19 protein-coding genes are annotated in these 14,727 nt (G+C 65.1%); 9 read left to right on the plus strand and 10 right to left on the minus strand.

What is annotated here, in order from left to right; translation table 11 throughout:
* The first annotated feature begins 36 nt into the window (after positions 1–36).
* Complete coding sequence (locus ACQR0Z_RS25540) at positions 37–786, plus strand: alpha/beta fold hydrolase (protein ID WP_434920463.1); 750 nt, start codon at positions 37–39, stop codon at positions 784–786.
* Positions 787–908: 122 nt separating this feature from the next.
* Here ACQR0Z_RS25540 and ACQR0Z_RS25545 read toward each other — a convergent pair whose 3' ends face one another.
* Positions 909–2,114, minus strand: coding sequence for a hypothetical protein (locus ACQR0Z_RS25545; RefSeq protein ID WP_434920543.1), 1,206 nt, complete (start codon positions 2,112–2,114; stop codon positions 909–911).
* A gap of 599 nt (positions 2,115–2,713) precedes the next feature.
* Between ACQR0Z_RS25545 and cysE the strand changes: the two genes are divergently transcribed.
* Entirely contained in the window at positions 2,714–3,541 is an 828-nt protein-coding gene (gene cysE / locus ACQR0Z_RS25550) for a serine O-acetyltransferase (RefSeq protein ID WP_434858594.1), read from the plus strand.
* 269 nt (positions 3,542–3,810) lie between these two features.
* Positions 3,811–4,023, plus strand: coding sequence for a DUF3126 family protein (locus ACQR0Z_RS25555; RefSeq protein WP_006611186.1), 213 nt, complete (start codon positions 3,811–3,813; stop codon positions 4,021–4,023).
* Positions 4,024–4,262: 239 nt separating this feature from the next.
* Here the strand turns inward: ACQR0Z_RS25555 and ACQR0Z_RS25560 are convergent, their stop codons facing one another.
* Positions 4,263–4,961 (minus strand): hypothetical protein, encoded by a 699-nt coding sequence (locus tag ACQR0Z_RS25560; RefSeq protein WP_434920464.1) that lies wholly within the window; start codon positions 4,959–4,961, stop codon positions 4,263–4,265.
* A 197-nt stretch (positions 4,962–5,158) separates the two neighbouring features.
* Between ACQR0Z_RS25560 and ACQR0Z_RS25565 the strand changes: the two genes are divergently transcribed.
* The gene (locus ACQR0Z_RS25565) at positions 5,159–5,488 is read left to right on the plus strand and encodes a DUF6949 family protein (protein ID WP_434858596.1); all 330 of its coding nucleotides are present in this window, start codon (positions 5,159–5,161) and stop codon (positions 5,486–5,488) included.
* A 75-nt stretch (positions 5,489–5,563) separates the two neighbouring features.
* Complete coding sequence (locus ACQR0Z_RS25570; protein WP_434920465.1) at positions 5,564–6,094, plus strand: gamma carbonic anhydrase family protein; 531 nt, start codon at positions 5,564–5,566, stop codon at positions 6,092–6,094.
* A 4-nt stretch (positions 6,095–6,098) separates the two neighbouring features.
* Here ACQR0Z_RS25570 and ACQR0Z_RS25575 read toward each other — a convergent pair whose 3' ends face one another.
* Positions 6,099–6,266, minus strand: a complete 168-nt coding sequence (locus tag ACQR0Z_RS25575) for a hypothetical protein (protein ID WP_434875528.1) — start codon at positions 6,264–6,266, stop codon at positions 6,099–6,101.
* Positions 6,263–6,571 (minus strand): hypothetical protein, encoded by a 309-nt coding sequence (locus ACQR0Z_RS25580; RefSeq protein ID WP_434875529.1) that lies wholly within the window; start codon positions 6,569–6,571, stop codon positions 6,263–6,265. Before ACQR0Z_RS25580 ends, ACQR0Z_RS25575 begins: the two co-directional genes overlap by 4 nt.
* A gap of 75 nt (positions 6,572–6,646) precedes the next feature.
* On the opposite strand from ACQR0Z_RS25580, the gene ACQR0Z_RS25585 reads away from it, so the two are divergent.
* The 3 genes from ACQR0Z_RS25585 to ACQR0Z_RS25595 all read left to right on the plus strand — a co-directional run bounded on the left by ACQR0Z_RS25585 (position 6,647) and on the right by ACQR0Z_RS25595 (position 7,995).
* Positions 6,647–7,234, plus strand: a complete 588-nt coding sequence (locus ACQR0Z_RS25585) for a hypothetical protein (RefSeq protein ID WP_434875530.1) — start codon at positions 6,647–6,649, stop codon at positions 7,232–7,234.
* Positions 7,235–7,394: 160 nt separating this feature from the next.
* Positions 7,395–7,700 carry a hypothetical protein gene (locus ACQR0Z_RS25590; protein WP_434875531.1) on the plus strand — a complete coding sequence of 102 codons (306 nt, stop codon included), beginning with the start codon at positions 7,395–7,397 and terminating at the stop codon, positions 7,698–7,700.
* Positions 7,701–7,842: 142 nt separating this feature from the next.
* Positions 7,843–7,995 carry a hypothetical protein gene (locus ACQR0Z_RS25595; protein WP_434858792.1) on the plus strand — a complete coding sequence of 51 codons (153 nt, stop codon included), beginning with the start codon at positions 7,843–7,845 and terminating at the stop codon, positions 7,993–7,995.
* 75 nt (positions 7,996–8,070) lie between these two features.
* Here ACQR0Z_RS25595 and ACQR0Z_RS25600 read toward each other — a convergent pair whose 3' ends face one another.
* The 6 genes from ACQR0Z_RS25600 to ACQR0Z_RS25625 form a co-directional block, all read right to left on the minus strand.
* Positions 8,071–8,883, minus strand: coding sequence for a dienelactone hydrolase family protein (locus ACQR0Z_RS25600; RefSeq protein ID WP_434920544.1), 813 nt, complete (start codon positions 8,881–8,883; stop codon positions 8,071–8,073).
* A 409-nt stretch (positions 8,884–9,292) separates the two neighbouring features.
* The gene (locus tag ACQR0Z_RS25605) at positions 9,293–9,808 is read right to left on the minus strand and encodes a hypothetical protein (RefSeq protein ID WP_434858601.1); all 516 of its coding nucleotides are present in this window, start codon (positions 9,806–9,808) and stop codon (positions 9,293–9,295) included.
* 262 nt (positions 9,809–10,070) lie between these two features.
* Positions 10,071–10,484: a hypothetical protein gene (locus ACQR0Z_RS25610; RefSeq protein WP_434858602.1), complete on the minus strand. Its 414-nt coding sequence runs from the start codon at positions 10,482–10,484 to the stop codon at positions 10,071–10,073.
* A 198-nt stretch (positions 10,485–10,682) separates the two neighbouring features.
* Entirely contained in the window at positions 10,683–11,309 is a 627-nt protein-coding gene (locus ACQR0Z_RS25615) for a transglutaminase-like cysteine peptidase (RefSeq protein ID WP_434858605.1), read from the minus strand.
* A gap of 332 nt (positions 11,310–11,641) precedes the next feature.
* Positions 11,642–12,256: a PilZ domain-containing protein gene (locus ACQR0Z_RS25620; RefSeq protein WP_434858606.1), complete on the minus strand. Its 615-nt coding sequence runs from the start codon at positions 12,254–12,256 to the stop codon at positions 11,642–11,644.
* A 144-nt stretch (positions 12,257–12,400) separates the two neighbouring features.
* Positions 12,401–12,958, minus strand: a complete 558-nt coding sequence (locus ACQR0Z_RS25625; RefSeq protein ID WP_434858607.1) for a PAS domain-containing protein — start codon at positions 12,956–12,958, stop codon at positions 12,401–12,403.
* Between the two features lie 335 nt (positions 12,959–13,293).
* Between ACQR0Z_RS25625 and ACQR0Z_RS25630 the strand changes: the two genes are divergently transcribed.
* Positions 13,294–14,562: a tyrosine-type recombinase/integrase gene (locus ACQR0Z_RS25630; protein ID WP_434920466.1), complete on the plus strand. Its 1,269-nt coding sequence runs from the start codon at positions 13,294–13,296 to the stop codon at positions 14,560–14,562.
* The last annotated feature ends 165 nt before the right edge of the window (positions 14,563–14,727 follow it).

Here is a 14,727-nt window from a genome sequence, read left to right on the forward strand (position 1 = left end):
CCGCACCGACCCTCATTGCACATTCCGGGATAAGCGATGCCGAGCTTCTACAACGGCGCAGTTGAAATCGCCTTCATCGACGAGGGGGAGGGCGATCCGATCGTGCTCGTCCACGGCTTCGCCTCGACCAAGAACGTCAACTGGATCTATCCGGGCTGGACCACGGAGCTGCGCAAGGCCGGCCGCCGCGTCATCGCGCTCGACAACCGCGGCCATGGCGACTCCGCCAAGCTGTACGATCCGAAGCAGTATGCGATCGCCGAGATGGCGAGCGACGTCACCGCGCTGATGGATCATCTCGGCCTCTCCAGCGCCGACGTGATGGGCTACTCGCTTGGCGGCCGCATCGCCGCGCATATCGCGCTGACCACGCCGGAGCGGCTGCGCTCGGCGATCTTCGGCGGCATCGGCATGGCGATGATCGAGGGCGGTGGTCCCGGCGAGAACGTCGCGGCCGCGCTCGAGGCGCCCTCGATCGACGAGGTTACCGATCCCGTGGGCCGCACCTTCCGCGCCTTCGCCGACCAGACGCGCTCGGACCGGCTCGCGCTCGCCGCCTGCATGCGCGGCTCGCGCGGCTTGATCACGCGCCAAGACGCCGGCCGGATCGCGGTGCCGGTGCTGGTCGCGGTGGGCACGACCGACGAGGTGTCGGGCTCGGGGCCGGAGCTCGGTGCGCTGATTCCCGGCGCCGAGGTGCTCGACATTCCCAACCGCGACCACATGCGCGCCGTCGGCGACAAGGTCTACAAGGCCGGGGTGATCGATTTTCTTTCGCGGCGGTGACGTTTAGAAGCGCTTTTCCTTCGGCTTGCTCCGTCATTGCGAGCGCAGCGAAGCAATCCAGAGTCCCATCCGAGCTCTGGATTGCTTCGCTGCGCTCGTAATGACGCGGGGTGAGAGGCGGACTACGGCACGCCTGACGCCGCCGCGTCAGAGCGTTCGCCCGCAAACCACTTGGCCACGGCAATCAGCGCCGTGAACGTCGCGATCCACACCAGCCGGGCGCCATAGCGGTCGTGCGGGCCGGAGATGACGCCGCAGATCACGGCATTGCCGAACAGCGCGATCGTCACCGTGACGGCGAGCAGGGTGATGTCGTCGCGACGCCGACGCCAGATCGCGTGCGCGGCGATCGCCGCCACCGCCAGCATCGAGCCGAGCGCGACCGGCACGTGCAGCCAGTTCACGACGGCGAAATTGATCTCCCAATGCTGCTGATGCGCGGCGCGCATCTGCTTCACCTGCGAGGGGATGTAGCGTTCGATGATCCCATAGGTGTGCGGCACCCAGCCGCTGGTGCCTTCGCCGGTCGCCACATGCATCAGCTGATCGGCGGTGGCCACGGCCGCCGCCTTCGCCTGCCACAAGGGATAGGCGGCGAGCGACCGCTTCACGATGAAGCCCATCTCCTCGTTCATGCCCTCGAAGCGGCCGAGCTTGTTGAACATGCTGTTGCCCCACAGGAAGTCATCGGCGGTGGGCGGCAGCTCGTTGCGATAGGGGCAGAGCTTGAGTTTTTCCTGCGCGCAATAGTCCTTCAGATATTGCGCGACGATACCATCCTGCAGCATGCGGCCGAAGGCGACGCCGGTGCCGCCCGGCGTCCACGCCAGCTGGCCGGACAGGGCAAAATTGGCCGCCAGCAGCATGGCCGCGCTGGCCACGATGGTCATGCTGGCCTGCACCAGGCCGGAGAGCGCGATCTGCCGCCGCATCCAGGGATAGGCGATCCAGCCGACGCAGCAGAGCCCGAACAGCACGCCCAGCGTGGCGCTATGCGTCGCCGAGGCGAAGGCGACGAAGCCGAACAGCGCCGCCTTTTCCAGCACCGTGGTCCGGCGCGCCTGGGTGACCATGATGTACAGCGCCAGCACCGAGAGGCCGGCGAAGATGTCCGTCAGCAGCATGCTGGCGAGCCAGGGCAGGGCCGTGGTCAGGATCAGCAGCAGGCCGATCCACAACAGCCGCAGCGGCTGCGCCAGTCCGAGCGCGCGCAAAGTGAGCTGCAGGATCCACAAGGTCGCCAGCGCCTGCAGGCCGAGATTGAGCCAGAAGCTCGAGCCTTCGCCCCAATGCAAATAGAGGCCGAACACGGTCGAGCGGCTCGGCACCAGATAGCCTTCGTACCAGCGCGCAAGATAGCCGCCGGTGTCCCACTGCAGCAGCGGGTATCCGTTCCACAGCGCGGGCGCGACCAGGAAGAGGGGGATGACGATGACCGGGAGCCAAGCCGTTCCGGCCTCGGCAGCGCGTTCGTCCAGGATCTGAGCGTTACTGATGCCTGCGTCCCCCGTTCGGAGCACCATGGCCAAAACATGGTCAAGGCGATATTCATCAATAGACGCAGCGTGATGGATGGTAAAGCCGAACCCGTGATCGCGCGGGGGACAGCCGGCTTTCGACGCCGTGTGGTTCCTTTTTGCCGCGCTCCCGGTACCCCGCGGCCGATCGACCTGATTTTTCGTCCGGATCGGCGCGGTTCATTCCGAGCGATGGCGCTTGATTTCCGGTTCCTGCTGCCCACCTTGATCCGGCCGGGCCACAGGGGGGCGGGCGGCGGAACCGTCGCGTAACGGAAATGTCTCAATCCCGTGCTCTCTGGGACCAAGGCTGGATGGAATGGACGATCGAGCTCTCACGCAGCCTGCAGAGGACATCATTCCATGCCCCGTGCTATAATGCCTGCCCACTGAACGTGCGAGAAGCAGCCATGGTGATGCATCAGACCAGTCCGCAGGGCGGAAAGCTGGCGACGCTCGATCCGATCTGGGATCGGATCCGCCACGAAGCGGAGGAAATCGTCCGCCGCGAGCCCGAACTCGCGACCTTCATTTATTCGACGGTGTTGCATCACAGCCGGCTCGAGGACTCGGTCGTCCACCGCGTCGCCGATCGCCTCGATCATTCCGCGCTGTCGGGCGACCTGATCCGCCAGACCTTCAATGACGCGCTACGCGACGAGCCGGATCTCGGCCACGCGTTCCGCGCCGATCTCGTGGCGGTCTACGACCGCGATCCCGCGACCTCGCGCTTCATCGATCCCTTGCTCTATTTCAAGGGCTTCCATGCGCTGCAGACGCACCGCCTCGCGCATTGGCTGCATCGCAAGAGCCGCAAGGACTTCGCGTTCTACCTGCAGAGCCGATCGTCGGCGGTGTTCCAGACCGACATCAATCCGGCGGCGCGGATCGGCCGCGGCATCTTCCTCGATCATGCCACCGGCTTCGTCTGCGGCGAGACCGCCATCATCGAGGACAACGTCTCCATCCTGCACGGTGTGACGCTCGGTGGCACCGGCAAGGAGAACGAGGATCGTCACCCGAAGATTCGTCACGGCGTGCTGATCGGCGCCGGCGCCAAGGTGCTCGGCAACATCGAGGTCGGTCACTGCGCGCGCATCGCAGCGGGATCGGTGGTCGTGAAGCCGGTGCCGAACAACGTCACCGTCGCGGGCGTGCCGGCGAAGATCGTCGGCGAGGCCGGCTGCGCCGAGCCGTCGCGCACCATGGACCAGATGATCAACGCCATCGGCATCTGAACGCGGACGCCCTCCGGCGATCGCGAAGTCAAGACCTTCTCATCCAGGGAATTTCGTGCCAACACATGGCGGTCTGTGGATTTGACGATCCGGCATTTGTGTTGGCGGAATGAATGTGAGATCCACGGCGTCCCTTTTCAGGTCGTTCGACATCGCCGGTCCATGTTGCCTCGATCAATGGACCGACGCGCCGAACTCATAACGGCACGGACGTTCGCGCTTGCGACGTCCGCATCATCTGCAAACCTCGCTGTCGATTGGAGATCACCGTGGACGTTCAGGAAGTCAGGAAGCTCGACGCGTATCTGAAGCGCGTGTTCGGCAATCCCAAGATCCGCGTCGTGCCGCGGCCGAAGAAGGAAGACTCCGCCGAGGTCTATATCGGCGAGGAGTTCATCGGCGTGCTGTTCGTCGACGACGAGGACGATGATCGCTCGTTCCAGTTCCAGATGGCCATCCTGGAAGACGATCTCGTCGAGTAGCGCGTGCTCAGTTCACGCGCGTGATCTCTTCGTCATTCCGGGGCGCGCGCAGCGCGAGCCCGGAATCCATAACCACCAGCGGTTATTGTCGAAGACATGTGCGGCGTACTGCCCGCGATACGATGCGGCCTGTGGTTATGGATTCCGGGCTCATCGCTATGCGATGCCCCGGAATGACTCGTGGGAAGAGTTTCCGCTTTAACCAGCGCACGTGGTCGTTGCGCGAGCTACTCGCCCGACTACTTCACCGCATGCATCTGTGCGGTCAGTCGCTCCATGGCCGCGGCGACGTCCTGCCAGTTTGACAGCCAGCTGCGCGGAAAGCGGAAGACGAGATCGGCACTCTCGATGCGTCGTTCGCTGAGGCACATGCCGGGCGTGGCGGCGTCGCGGGTGCATCGGGCGACCAGCGACGGCTGATCGCCGACGAACAGGTCCTCGACATCGTAAGGGGTGCCTGCGCGAAAGCCACGCATGGTGAGACCGTCCTGCACCGCGACCCCCGACGGAGCGAGATAGCGCGGATAGATCGTCTTCAGCCGCGTCTCCGGCGACATCGCATCGTGATGCGCCGAGATCGACACGAAGATGCGATCGATCGGATGCGGCGCCTGATCGATCTGGTCGGCGCTGACGTGATGCGGCGCCTCCGGCGGCGTCAGCGACGGATAGTCGAAGCCGAGATCGACGCGCTCCTGCGGCCCGGTATGGCGCTGGATCTTGACCCGGATGGCTGCCGACGGAACGTTGAAGATCGTGCCGCCGATGCTGACGGGCAGACGCTCGGGGCCCTTGAAGGCCGCGGCCCGCCAGGTCGGCCACAGCAGATAGGCCACGACCGCAACCGCCGACGCCGCAAGCATGCACCCCACGACGATCGGCACGGCATGGCCATGTCCGTTCGAAGGGCGGGCACTGCGAACCGAAAACATCGTCATGGCGGGCAGGGGGATCTCACGGCCGAATCACCGGCGACTATGCCACGCCGATGCCGCTTGTCTTCAAAATCTTACCGGTGGGCACATGCGAGCCACGCGGCCATCATTAACCGTTTCTTAAGGATAATGTGGCGCGCCCAGCCGGTTTTTGCCAAACCGGCGTTGGGCAGTGCTGCAAGTGTGTGTGGGTGCGTTCGATGTCGGCAGAAGCGTTCAATTCCCTGTTCTCGCTCCTGATCGGATTTGCCTTGGCCGGTGCCCTGGCGAGCGGTTATCAGGTCTATGCCGAACGTCCGCCGGGGTTCGAGCTGCTGCAGGAAGGCGTCACGCCCCGGCGCTTCGCCGCGGTGCCGTTCCTGGTGTTCGCCGCGCCCTTCATCATCATGCGCAACACGCTGCGCGGCGCGCGTATCGAGCGCCGTCGGTTCGAGTTCGTGATGCTGGCGACCGTGATCGCCGGCTTCTGGAGCATGATGTGCGGCACCTTCGTGGTGATGACCCTGCGCGCCGCAGGCGTGCTGGCCTAGTTCCATCGCCGCGGCCCGCTTGCTTGAATTCGCGCTGCTGCCTGTGCCAAGGTCTCTCGCGAATGGGAGATCTCGATGGCCATCTACGAACTCGACGGGCAGGCGCCCAAGTTGCCGGCGGACGGAAATTACTACATCGCCGACAATGCGACGGTGATCGGCCGCGTGAAGCTCGCGAAGGAAGTCACGGTCTGGTTCGGCGCGGTCATTCGCGGCGACAATGACTGGATCGAGATCGGCGAGAGCTCGAACATCCAGGACAATGCCACCTGTCACGTCGATCCCGGGTTTCCCTTGCGCGTCGGCCGCAACGTCACGGTGGGCCACAACGTCATCTTGCACGGCTGCACCGTCGAGGATGACGCGCTGATCGGCATGGGCTCGATCATCATGAATGGCGCCAATATCCGCCGCGGCAGCGTCGTCGGCGCCGGCGCCATCATCACCGAAGGCAAGGACTTTCCGGAGTACTCGCTGATCATCGGCGCTCCCGCGCGCGTCGTGCGCACGCTGGAGCCGGCGCAGGTGGAGCGCATGGGGATCGCGGCCAAGGCCTACGTGGCCAAGGGGCCGCGCTACACCAAGGGCCTGAAGAAGATCGGCTGACCGCTCAGGTCCCCTCGGATTCGTTTGCCTCGGCCGCACTCGCAACACGCTCATGGCCGCTCGCCCACAGGGCGTGCTGGTCGGAGCCGTCCTGATACGGATTGGCCTCGGCCGGGATGTTCTCCCGCGCGGCGCGCTGGCCCTGTTCGAACGGATCGGGGTCGGTGGTCATGCTGAAATCCTGCTCCTCTTGTTCGGCTTGGTCTTTGCTTTGCCGTCGGTTTCGCTGCCGTTGATTTTTCTCTTCGCCTTCCGCTCGGGCTTGCGGGCGCCGCCGTCTTCCTCCGCAGCGCTCTTGCGCAGCGCGTCCTTGAGGTCGGCCGGCACGCCGTGCTTCTCCAGCAGATCCATGAACGCCTCGTCGGCGAGATCCTGCAGACTCAGCATCTGATCGCGGCCGAGCTGCTTCAGCTTGTCGAAAGTATCCTCGTCGAAGGCGATCAGCTTGCGCACGGCCCCTTGCTCTCCTCGCGCCATCAATCCGCTCCGCGTCCGTTTCGTTCCGGAACACGGTCTGTCCGCTCGGGTTGAGATGTAAAGGGAGATCGTCCGATGGCGAGAGTTTCACTGGGTACGTTGATCGTGATCGCAGGCCTCACCACGGCGACGGCCGTGTTCGCCCAGGGCGGCGGCGGAGGAGGTGGCGGTGGTAGCGGCGGAGGGGCGGGTGGAGGAGCCAGCGCCGGCGGTGCTGCGAGCGGCGGTGCCGCAGGCGGCGCAACGACGGGCAGCACGAGTGGAGCGGGCGCAACGAGCGGAACGGCATCCGGGACCGGCAACGTCGGCGCGCCGAGCGCCGGCACGACCGGGATTGGCGGCGGCGCCAATGGCGCTCCTTCAGGCAACGCGGCCGGCCTCGGCAATACGCAGGGCAATCCCAACGCCGCGGGCAACGGGGCGCAGCTGTCTCAGCCGGGGGCGACCGATGCGAACGGCACCAATAGCCTCGGCACGGCGCAATCCTCCGGCTCCGGCGCGAGCGGGTCGTCGGGCGTGACGACCGGTTCAGGTCGTGGCGCAACGGGCGGCACGTCGGCAACGGGACCAAACCGGACCGGGGACTCCACTGACGAGGCCGCGATCCAGCAGGAGAACCGGAAGGTCGATCAGAGGGTCAAGAGTATCTGCCGCGGTTGCTGATTGTTGCCAGCCAGGCTGAGGGCATGGGCAGACACCACATCGCGCAGATGTGAGCAGACGTGTCCGCGAGCTGTTCCAAATCAGGCTTTAAGCATCGGCCTGCAATGATGGCCTCATTGCAGGCTGTTTGTTTGGCCGGTTTGAATTTGGAGACAGATCGATGCGCAGGACATGGATGGGATTGCTGGCAGGTGGCGTGATGGCGCTGGGGATGGTCCCCGGCGTGGCATCGGCACATGGGCCCGGCGGTTTCCACGGCGGCGGATTCTACCACGGCGGATTTCACCGCGGGTTTGGTCCGGGCTTCGGCTTCGGTCTGGGGTTCGGCTATCCCTATTACTACGGCGGCGGATATCCTTACTACTACCCCTACACCTACGAGGACCTCGGCGGCTGCTATGTCGCCCGCAAGCGCGTGCGGACAGCGCACGGCTGGCGGACTCGCCCCATCGAAGTTTGCGAGTGAGCCCTCGCACGGTGAAACCGGCGCGGGAGTGATGAGTTAGCTGATCACTTCACGTTAACGACAACTCGTCACCATCATTGTCGCTGCGCTGGACGAGCGGCGACGGAGAGAGAGCTGGCGCAACGCTTGCATGGAAACAGGCATGATGAACTCACTTACATCCCCCGAACTCACGCTGGTTTTCATGGGCGTCGTCGTCAGCCTCGGCGCCGCGCTGGTCTGGATGGCCTGGGAGCTCGAGCGAGGCGCTCGGCAGCCGGCAAAGATCCGCCGCGGCGATCGCCGGCTGCGCTGAGCTGATCAGCTCGCGTGCAGGGCGCGGGTCCACGGGCGCTCGACTGGCCCGAGGACGACGGCCTTGGTGCGCTGCTTAGCCCAGCACGCCGTAGGTCTTGAACCACGCCTGCATCTGTGCCCAGCCATCTTCCGCTGCGTCCTTGCGATAGCTCGGACGGTAGTCGGCGTGGAAGCCATGCGGCGCGCCGGGATAGATCTTGAACTCCGCGGTCTTCTTGTTCTCCGCGAGCGCGGCTTTCATCGCCTCGACGCTGGCGACCGGAATGCCGGTATCGGCTTCGCCATAGAGACCGAGAACAGGGGCCTTCATCTCGGGCGCGAGCTGCGTCGGGCTCTTCGGCCATGCCGGATTGGGCGGATCGATCAGCGGGCCGTAGAACGCGACGCCGGCCTTCAGCGCGGCGCTTTTCGCGGCATACTCCCACACGGTCCGGCCGCCGCGGCAGAAGCCGACGATACCCAGGCGTGAGGTGTCGCCGCCCTGCGATTTTGCCCAGGCGACGGTGGCGTCGAGATCGGACAACAGCTCGGCATCCGGCTTGGCATTCACGATCGGCAGCAGGTCCTTGATCTCGGTGATCTTGGTGAGGTCGGTGCCGGCGCGGAAGTAGTAGTCCGGGGCCACGGCGAACGCGCCGAGCTTGGCCAGACGCCGCGTGACGTCCTTGATGTACTGGTGCAGGCCGAAGATCTCCATCGCCACCAGCACGACCGGCGGGTTGCTGGCGCTCGCGGGGCGGGCGAAATAGGCGGGCATCTCGCCATCTCCCACCTTGATCCTGGCGTCTCCCGCGTTGAGGCCGTTGCTATCCGTCGTGATGGCCTCGGCTCGGACCGGGCCAGCAGCCAGCGTGTAGCCCGCCGTCACGGCCGCGGAGGCGGTCATGAAGCCGCGCCGGGAGAAGGGGGCGACCTTGGTCAGCCCGATGATATCGGAGGTCAGCGCGGGATCGACGGACATGAAGGCTCCTCTGCGGATTGCGGGGGGCATTGAGCCGGGAATGGCAGCCGAAAAGCAAGTCACCAGCTGGAGAGCCGTCCAGGAACTGCGAGAGCGCGCGGATGGCGCGCCGCGTTCAAGCATCCTGACAAAGAACAAGGCCGTCGGCGCAGTATGGCGCCAACGGCCTTGCCAGCCCCGGATATTGAAATTGGCCCTGCGCCATCCTGAAATTGGCTCGCCATCCGGTGACCACAGGATGGCCTGAATCCGTGACCGGCTTTGTGAAGCACTTCACAAGACACCGGGAAAATTCGGCAGGATTTGTACTGTCAGAGCAACGCGCCGTCGCGATTCAGGATCGGCTGCGACGCCCTCGATGTGCACTGCGGCTCGCGTGAGACCGTGCGCGAATGCTGCGGTTACGCGGAGCGGGAGCGGCCTGCTCCGAGCTCTGGGTGCTGGCGAAGGATTGGCGAAGGCCGTCGATGGACTCCTTCAGCGTCGAGACCTGGTCCGAGAGGCGCTTGGTGTCGGCCTGCTGGGCGGCGAGCAGGCGGCGCATGCTCTGCAACTGCTCCTGCATCAGCTGCAACTGATCGATCGATTCCTGCTGGGTGGCTTCGAGCCCCTTGGTCTTCTCGACCAGCTGCTCGGAGGCCTGCACCGTGCGGGCCTGCAGTTGCCGCGTGACCGCACCGCGGTCGACCTCGACCGGAGCGCCGCCATAGGCTCGCCAGAGAACAATGCCGCCGATACCGGCGATGATCACCGCGAGCGTTGCGGCGGCGAGGGCGATCGGTTGGCCCCGCGTTGGACCCGGCCGGGTCGTGTCAGCATAGCGACTGGTGTCGCGCGTCACAGGATTCATCACGAAACCACCCAATCGAAAAGACTTCGCAGTCCTCTCCGCAGAAAATGCGGGAGGCGGGGACATTCGAGAAATCAAACGCGGACCGTTCGGCGCAGGCGTGCGCTGAACGGACAAACCTCATCGTAAAGATTTGGTGAGCAAATCGGACAAAAGCGAGGCCCGCAACCCCGAAAGAGTGCGGCGCGGCCATGCCGCGGCAAGCTTCCGGCCGCCGATCGGCCGGGGCGACGCTCCGCAAAAGGGTCAACTGATCAGGAGCTTACTGGCCCGAATTGCAGTTCCGGCAGATCGTGAGCTTCTGCTTCAGACGGGCCTCGTCGGCGAGGTCGGCAGCCTGTTCCTCCTCCCAGCTCATGCGGCCGCGTGAGCCGGAGCTGGACTGCGCGGACATGACGTCGACCCGGGAATCGCCTCGGCGCCTGGCCGGCTTGCGGGCGGTTCCGATGTCCGGCTCCATCACCATGTCGGTGTCGGTCTCGGAGGCGACCCGGCCATCCCAGTCGGCCGCCTGCGGCTGCGGGCCGGCCGCAACCGGCGTCGCCGCCATGGCGGGCGTTGCAGCCGGCGTGTTGGCCGAGGCCATCGGCCCGGAGCAGCCGGTCCCGGACATGCAGCAGTTCGCCAGGGTCAGGGCCGCCGCCAGCACGGTCGCGCTTCGCAGGATCATCATCATGCCGACAACCTAAACCCGACCATCGAGGGAAAACAAGGTTGGCGGCCGACGCCGCGCCCCGACTGCGACATATCTGCCGAGCAAGGCCAAAAAAAGTTGCGGCCAGGCCTTGGGGGAGGCCTGGCCGCGCGCGAACCGGTCTGGGACGGGGAGGGGTGGGGATGTGACCGGGTCGCGTAACTCGAAACTGTTGTCCTCTTAGCGCTCCCTTGCGCTGGCGGTGGCGACCGCCGGGCGGGCGTCGCCGAGCGAGACCCAGACGTTCGGGTCGCTCTGCGACTGCCGCTTGACGAAGCGGTAGCCGGTGTCGGTCCAGGCGACGACGTTCTCGTTCTGATTGTCGAGCACGTATTCGCCCTTGTCGGTCTTCACGGTGAGGACGGCGTGTCCCTCACCCTTCTTGTCGCGCACCACCGTGATCAGCAGCGCCTCGCGGGGCCAGCCGGCATCGATCAGCAGCTTGCGCTTCAGCAGCACGTAATCTTCGCAGTCGCCGTAGCCGTCGGTCGGCAGCGACCATTTCTCGACCACGCCCCAATGGTCCATATCGGTGATGGGCTTCACATTCTCATTGACCCAGCGATTGACCTTTAGCAGATCGCGCCAGGCGGTCTGGGACAGCACGATGTCGCGGGGCTGCGACGCGCCGCCGCGGCATTCCTCAGGGGTCTCGGTGCAGAACTCGATCCAGCCGATCGGGGCCCGCGTGGTGTCGCCAAGGCTCGCATAGAGCACGCGGTCATCACCGGCATGCGCCATCGTCCCCATCGCCATCAGGATGGCTGCGACCGCCAATCCCTTCGCCTGTCCCGTCCGCTTGACCATTTTGGCCCCCGTTTTCGTTGGGACCATGTGTCTCACAAAGATTTTTCGCTGCCGCTAAATCGCCACGATGGATTTGACGAAAACCCAATTCAAACAAGGCGCTAATTAGAAGATCTGTTGAATCGAATAAGCATAAAATTTGAATCGATCGCAGTTAGTTCAAATGCAGCGCATTAAGCCGCAAACCGCTGTGATTGCAGTCATGCCGACGCGTTTCAGGCTGCGTATTAACTGCGCCGGGCACAGCGTGCGGTCGCCGAACGGCACACGGCGCCCGCGGTGGCGGACGCCGTGTGCCCCGGAGAGTTGCGGGATTTGCAGGAGTTGCGGCTTTACCGCGCGGTAACGCTCTCTTCGAGCGTTTCGGCGAGCTGGGCGTGGATGAACTCGATGGCGAAGCCGCCTTCGAGATTTCGCACCACGCGCGCCTGCACGCGGCCGAGCATGACCTGCGATTTCATCGGCGGCTTGGTCTCCGCCGCGATGGCCGCGCCCGACAGCGACATGTCGATGATGCGGCAGGTCATCTTGGTGCCGTCCTCGAGGGTGAGCACCGCGATCGGGTTGCGCGGGATGATACGGTCGTGGCGGCGATCCTCGGGCAGGTTGAGGATGTCGCGGTTGGCGAGCCAGGTCAGCTGCGCGGCGAGCTTGTCGCGCTTGCGGGCGGTCGCGCCGATCGTCATCGCAAAGCCGTTGTCGATGATCCGGGTGATCTTGCCCTCGACGCGGCCGATATGGTCGAGATAGGCGATCACGCGGTCGCCGACATTGCCGATCCCCGGCGCGAGCAGCGCGAGGCCACCGGGCGACATGTTGATCACCTGGCAGGGAAACTCACGGCGGTCCGGCAGCATGTAGCGGCCGAGCAGATGGACCTTGACCCGCTGGAAGCGGCGGCGCTCCTCGGCGGCCGGAAGAGTCAGTTTTTTGTTCGGCAACGCCATGTTTCGCCACTTCAAAGCCGGCTCTTAGCAGCGCCGGACGGTCCAGCAACGAAACTAAATCCTACAGGGTTAATTCAGCGTTATCGCAGCACCGCAAGCGTTCATGTTGCGCACGTGTTGCGGGAAGGATCGGGCGACGTGCTATCAGCGCAGGCCCTCATACACCATCAGGCCGCGGGCGAGCGCGAGCTTGCGCAGGGCGCGCGGCACGATCGGCTCGACCGGGGGATGGATGTAGCGCCAGGAGACGACCTCGAGCGGGCCCAGCGCACCCTTCGGGGTCTCGAACGGGGCGAGCAGGCCGGTCAGGCTGATCGGCTCGTGTGCACGCGTGGCGAACGGCAGCAGCAGGAGCTCGAAATGGGCAATCGTGCGGTCCGGCGCGCCGGCCTTCACGCCGGCGATCGCCGGCAGCGTCTCCTCGCAGACCACGGTCGTGATCTCCTCGATCTCGCGGCGGCTTTCGGACGTGAAGTGCGACGGGAAACTCTTGTCCTTCACGTCACCGCCGAGCAGGGCGCACAGCCGCGTGCCGGCCATGCGGAACGGGAAGCCGCTCCCGGCGTCGCAGGACAGCACGAAGATGTCGCCGAGCAGCTCGCGCACGGCCTGTGGCTCGAAGTCGCTGCGCTCCGGCGCCTTGGCATAGCCGCGTCTGGCGTTCCAATAGGCGAAGAGCTCGCGATTGGACGGATGTTTCATCTGAAGACCCCTCGCGCACTGGATGTCGTCGGGACATCGCTGTCCCGCTTTCGTCCAGGCGCCTCCCTGGATTGTTGTCGCAGGAGGGGCGGTGCAGCGTCCATGCCGATGGTGCGATCGTGCCGGCTTTCCCCCGGCCTTCCGCGCGTTAAGGTTAAATTTACCAAGTCGCTGCCCCACGGTGTTTTAGGGCTAAGGCTCCGTAGGGTATAACATTGATTCTAAAGGCTTTTTCCCGCTCGCCGCGCGTGTTAGTTTTTGGCGCCTAAAGCACCAGCGGGCCGAAAACCGACGAGAATCCCCTTATTGGGCGGCCCTCACCAGGAGGCAGAAAGATGCCGACCGAGCGCCTGACCCAGAAGTTCGTCAGCCAGCTGCGCGCGCCGCATCCCAGCGGTAAACAGGTGATCTACTTTGACACGGAGACCAAGGGGTTCGGTGTCCAGGTATCGGGCACCACGACCGCGATCGACTACGTCGCTCAGCGCGACCTGCCCAACCGGACGAGGGGAGCGCGAAAGCAGACGCGGCGCGTCAACTTGGGACCGGTGAACGGCAAGGTCCTGACCCTGGAAGTTGCGCGGCAGCGAGCCGAGGAGGCGCTCGACCAGATTCGAAGGGGCGTCGACCCGCGAGCCAAGGCCGAGCCGGAGCCGGCCGAGGCGATGTACACGCTGCGACAGGCGAAGGAAAAGTATTTCCTGCTCAACAAGAAGCTGAGCCAGGGCAGCAAGCGCACGTACGGCCACCACGTCGAGCGGCACCTCGCGGACTGGCTCGACAAGCCGCTGTCGTCCATCACGCCCGACATGGTCGAGGAGCGGCACCAGAAGATTGCCAGCGATATCGCGAGAGGCGGGCGCTACGACGGCAGGACGTCCGCGAACGACGCGATGAACACGCTCCGCGTTCTCTGGCGCTGGGCGGCGCGGCGCGTCACCCTGCCGCCGTGCCCGGTCGGTCGGCTGCAGGACGAGGACCAGTGGTTCCCGAGGCAGCGCCGAACGAGCCGCGTGTCGGCCGAGCAGATGCCCGCCTTCTATCAGGCGGTCTGCGCGCTGGAGAACCGCGCAGCTAGAGACCTGCTGCTGCTGCTGACGTTCACCGGATTCCGCAAGACGGAGGCGGCGCGGATCAAGTGGGCCGACGTCGACCTAGTTCAACGGGTGATCACGCTCCCGGCACCCAACACCAAGACTAAGAAGACGGTCGAGCTGCCGATGAGCACCTTCGTCCACGACTTGTTAGTTGCCCGGCGCGCGCTCGGTCATGAGTCCGACTACGTCTTTCCGGGCGGCAAGGCAGGTCGACCGATCAGCGACACGCAGCGCCACTTCGCGCGAGTGAAGCAGGCGAGCGGCGTGGCCGTCAGCGCTCACTCGCTGCGGCGGACATTCCTCAAGGTCGGCGCCTCCGCCCGCGTCAACATCGTGTGGCTCAAGGTGCTGTGCAATCACGCGCTGCCCGCCGACGTCACGGCCGAGCACTACTTGGCGCCCGACGTCGAGGACCTGCGCGAGCCGGCGCAGCAGGTCTGCGACAAGCTGCTGTCGCTGTGCGGCTTCGAAGTAGTTGCAGAGCCAAAGGTGACAAAGCTGCGCTAGGCGCATATCTACGTTAGCTAGAAATGCGCTAGCCGCATGGCCAAATTGCCAATGCTGCGGGCCGCATAAGGGGTTAGGTCGCGTAACAGCATTTAGGGGTACCCAGTGCTACCACTTGCCAAAACACCCCCAGGGACCTTATCCGTGGGGTTGCGTGTCCCACTG

The organism is Bradyrhizobium sp. HKCCYLS3077 (genome assembly GCF_051167555.1).
Classification (GTDB): Bacteria; Pseudomonadota; Alphaproteobacteria; order Rhizobiales; family Xanthobacteraceae; genus Bradyrhizobium.

Coding starts and splice junctions, on each gene's coding strand:
- ACQR0Z_RS25585 (WP_434875530.1), top strand. CDS start 6,647: ATGGCGAGAGTTTCACTGGGTACGTTGATCGTGATCGCAGGCCTCACC.
- ACQR0Z_RS25590 (WP_434875531.1), top strand. CDS start 7,395: ATGCGCAGGACATGGATGGGATTGCTGGCAGGTGGCGTGATGGCGCTG.
- ACQR0Z_RS25540 (WP_434920463.1), top strand. CDS start 37: ATGCCGAGCTTCTACAACGGCGCAGTTGAAATCGCCTTCATCGACGAG.
- ACQR0Z_RS25575 (WP_434875528.1), bottom strand. CDS start 6,266: ATGACCACCGACCCCGATCCGTTCGAACAGGGCCAGCGCGCCGCGCGG.
- ACQR0Z_RS25620 (WP_434858606.1), bottom strand. CDS start 12,256: ATGGCGTTGCCGAACAAAAAACTGACTCTTCCGGCCGCCGAGGAGCGC.
- ACQR0Z_RS25565 (WP_434858596.1), top strand. CDS start 5,159: ATGTCGGCAGAAGCGTTCAATTCCCTGTTCTCGCTCCTGATCGGATTT.
- ACQR0Z_RS25560 (WP_434920464.1), bottom strand. CDS start 4,961: ATGACGATGTTTTCGGTTCGCAGTGCCCGCCCTTCGAACGGACATGGC.
- ACQR0Z_RS25625 (WP_434858607.1), bottom strand. CDS start 12,958: ATGAAACATCCGTCCAATCGCGAGCTCTTCGCCTATTGGAACGCCAGA.
- ACQR0Z_RS25570 (WP_434920465.1), top strand. CDS start 5,564: ATGGCCATCTACGAACTCGACGGGCAGGCGCCCAAGTTGCCGGCGGAC.
- ACQR0Z_RS25605 (WP_434858601.1), bottom strand. CDS start 9,808: ATGAATCCTGTGACGCGCGACACCAGTCGCTATGCTGACACGACCCGG.
- ACQR0Z_RS25580 (WP_434875529.1), bottom strand. CDS start 6,571: ATGGCGCGAGGAGAGCAAGGGGCCGTGCGCAAGCTGATCGCCTTCGAC.
- ACQR0Z_RS25630 (WP_434920466.1), top strand. CDS start 13,294: ATGCCGACCGAGCGCCTGACCCAGAAGTTCGTCAGCCAGCTGCGCGCG.
- ACQR0Z_RS25615 (WP_434858605.1), bottom strand. CDS start 11,309: ATGGTCAAGCGGACGGGACAGGCGAAGGGATTGGCGGTCGCAGCCATC.
- cysE (WP_434858594.1), top strand. CDS start 2,714: ATGGTGATGCATCAGACCAGTCCGCAGGGCGGAAAGCTGGCGACGCTC.
- ACQR0Z_RS25600 (WP_434920544.1), bottom strand. CDS start 8,883: ATGACCGCCTCCGCGGCCGTGACGGCGGGCTACACGCTGGCTGCTGGC.
- ACQR0Z_RS25595 (WP_434858792.1), top strand. CDS start 7,843: ATGATGAACTCACTTACATCCCCCGAACTCACGCTGGTTTTCATGGGC.
- ACQR0Z_RS25610 (WP_434858602.1), bottom strand. CDS start 10,484: ATGATGATGATCCTGCGAAGCGCGACCGTGCTGGCGGCGGCCCTGACC.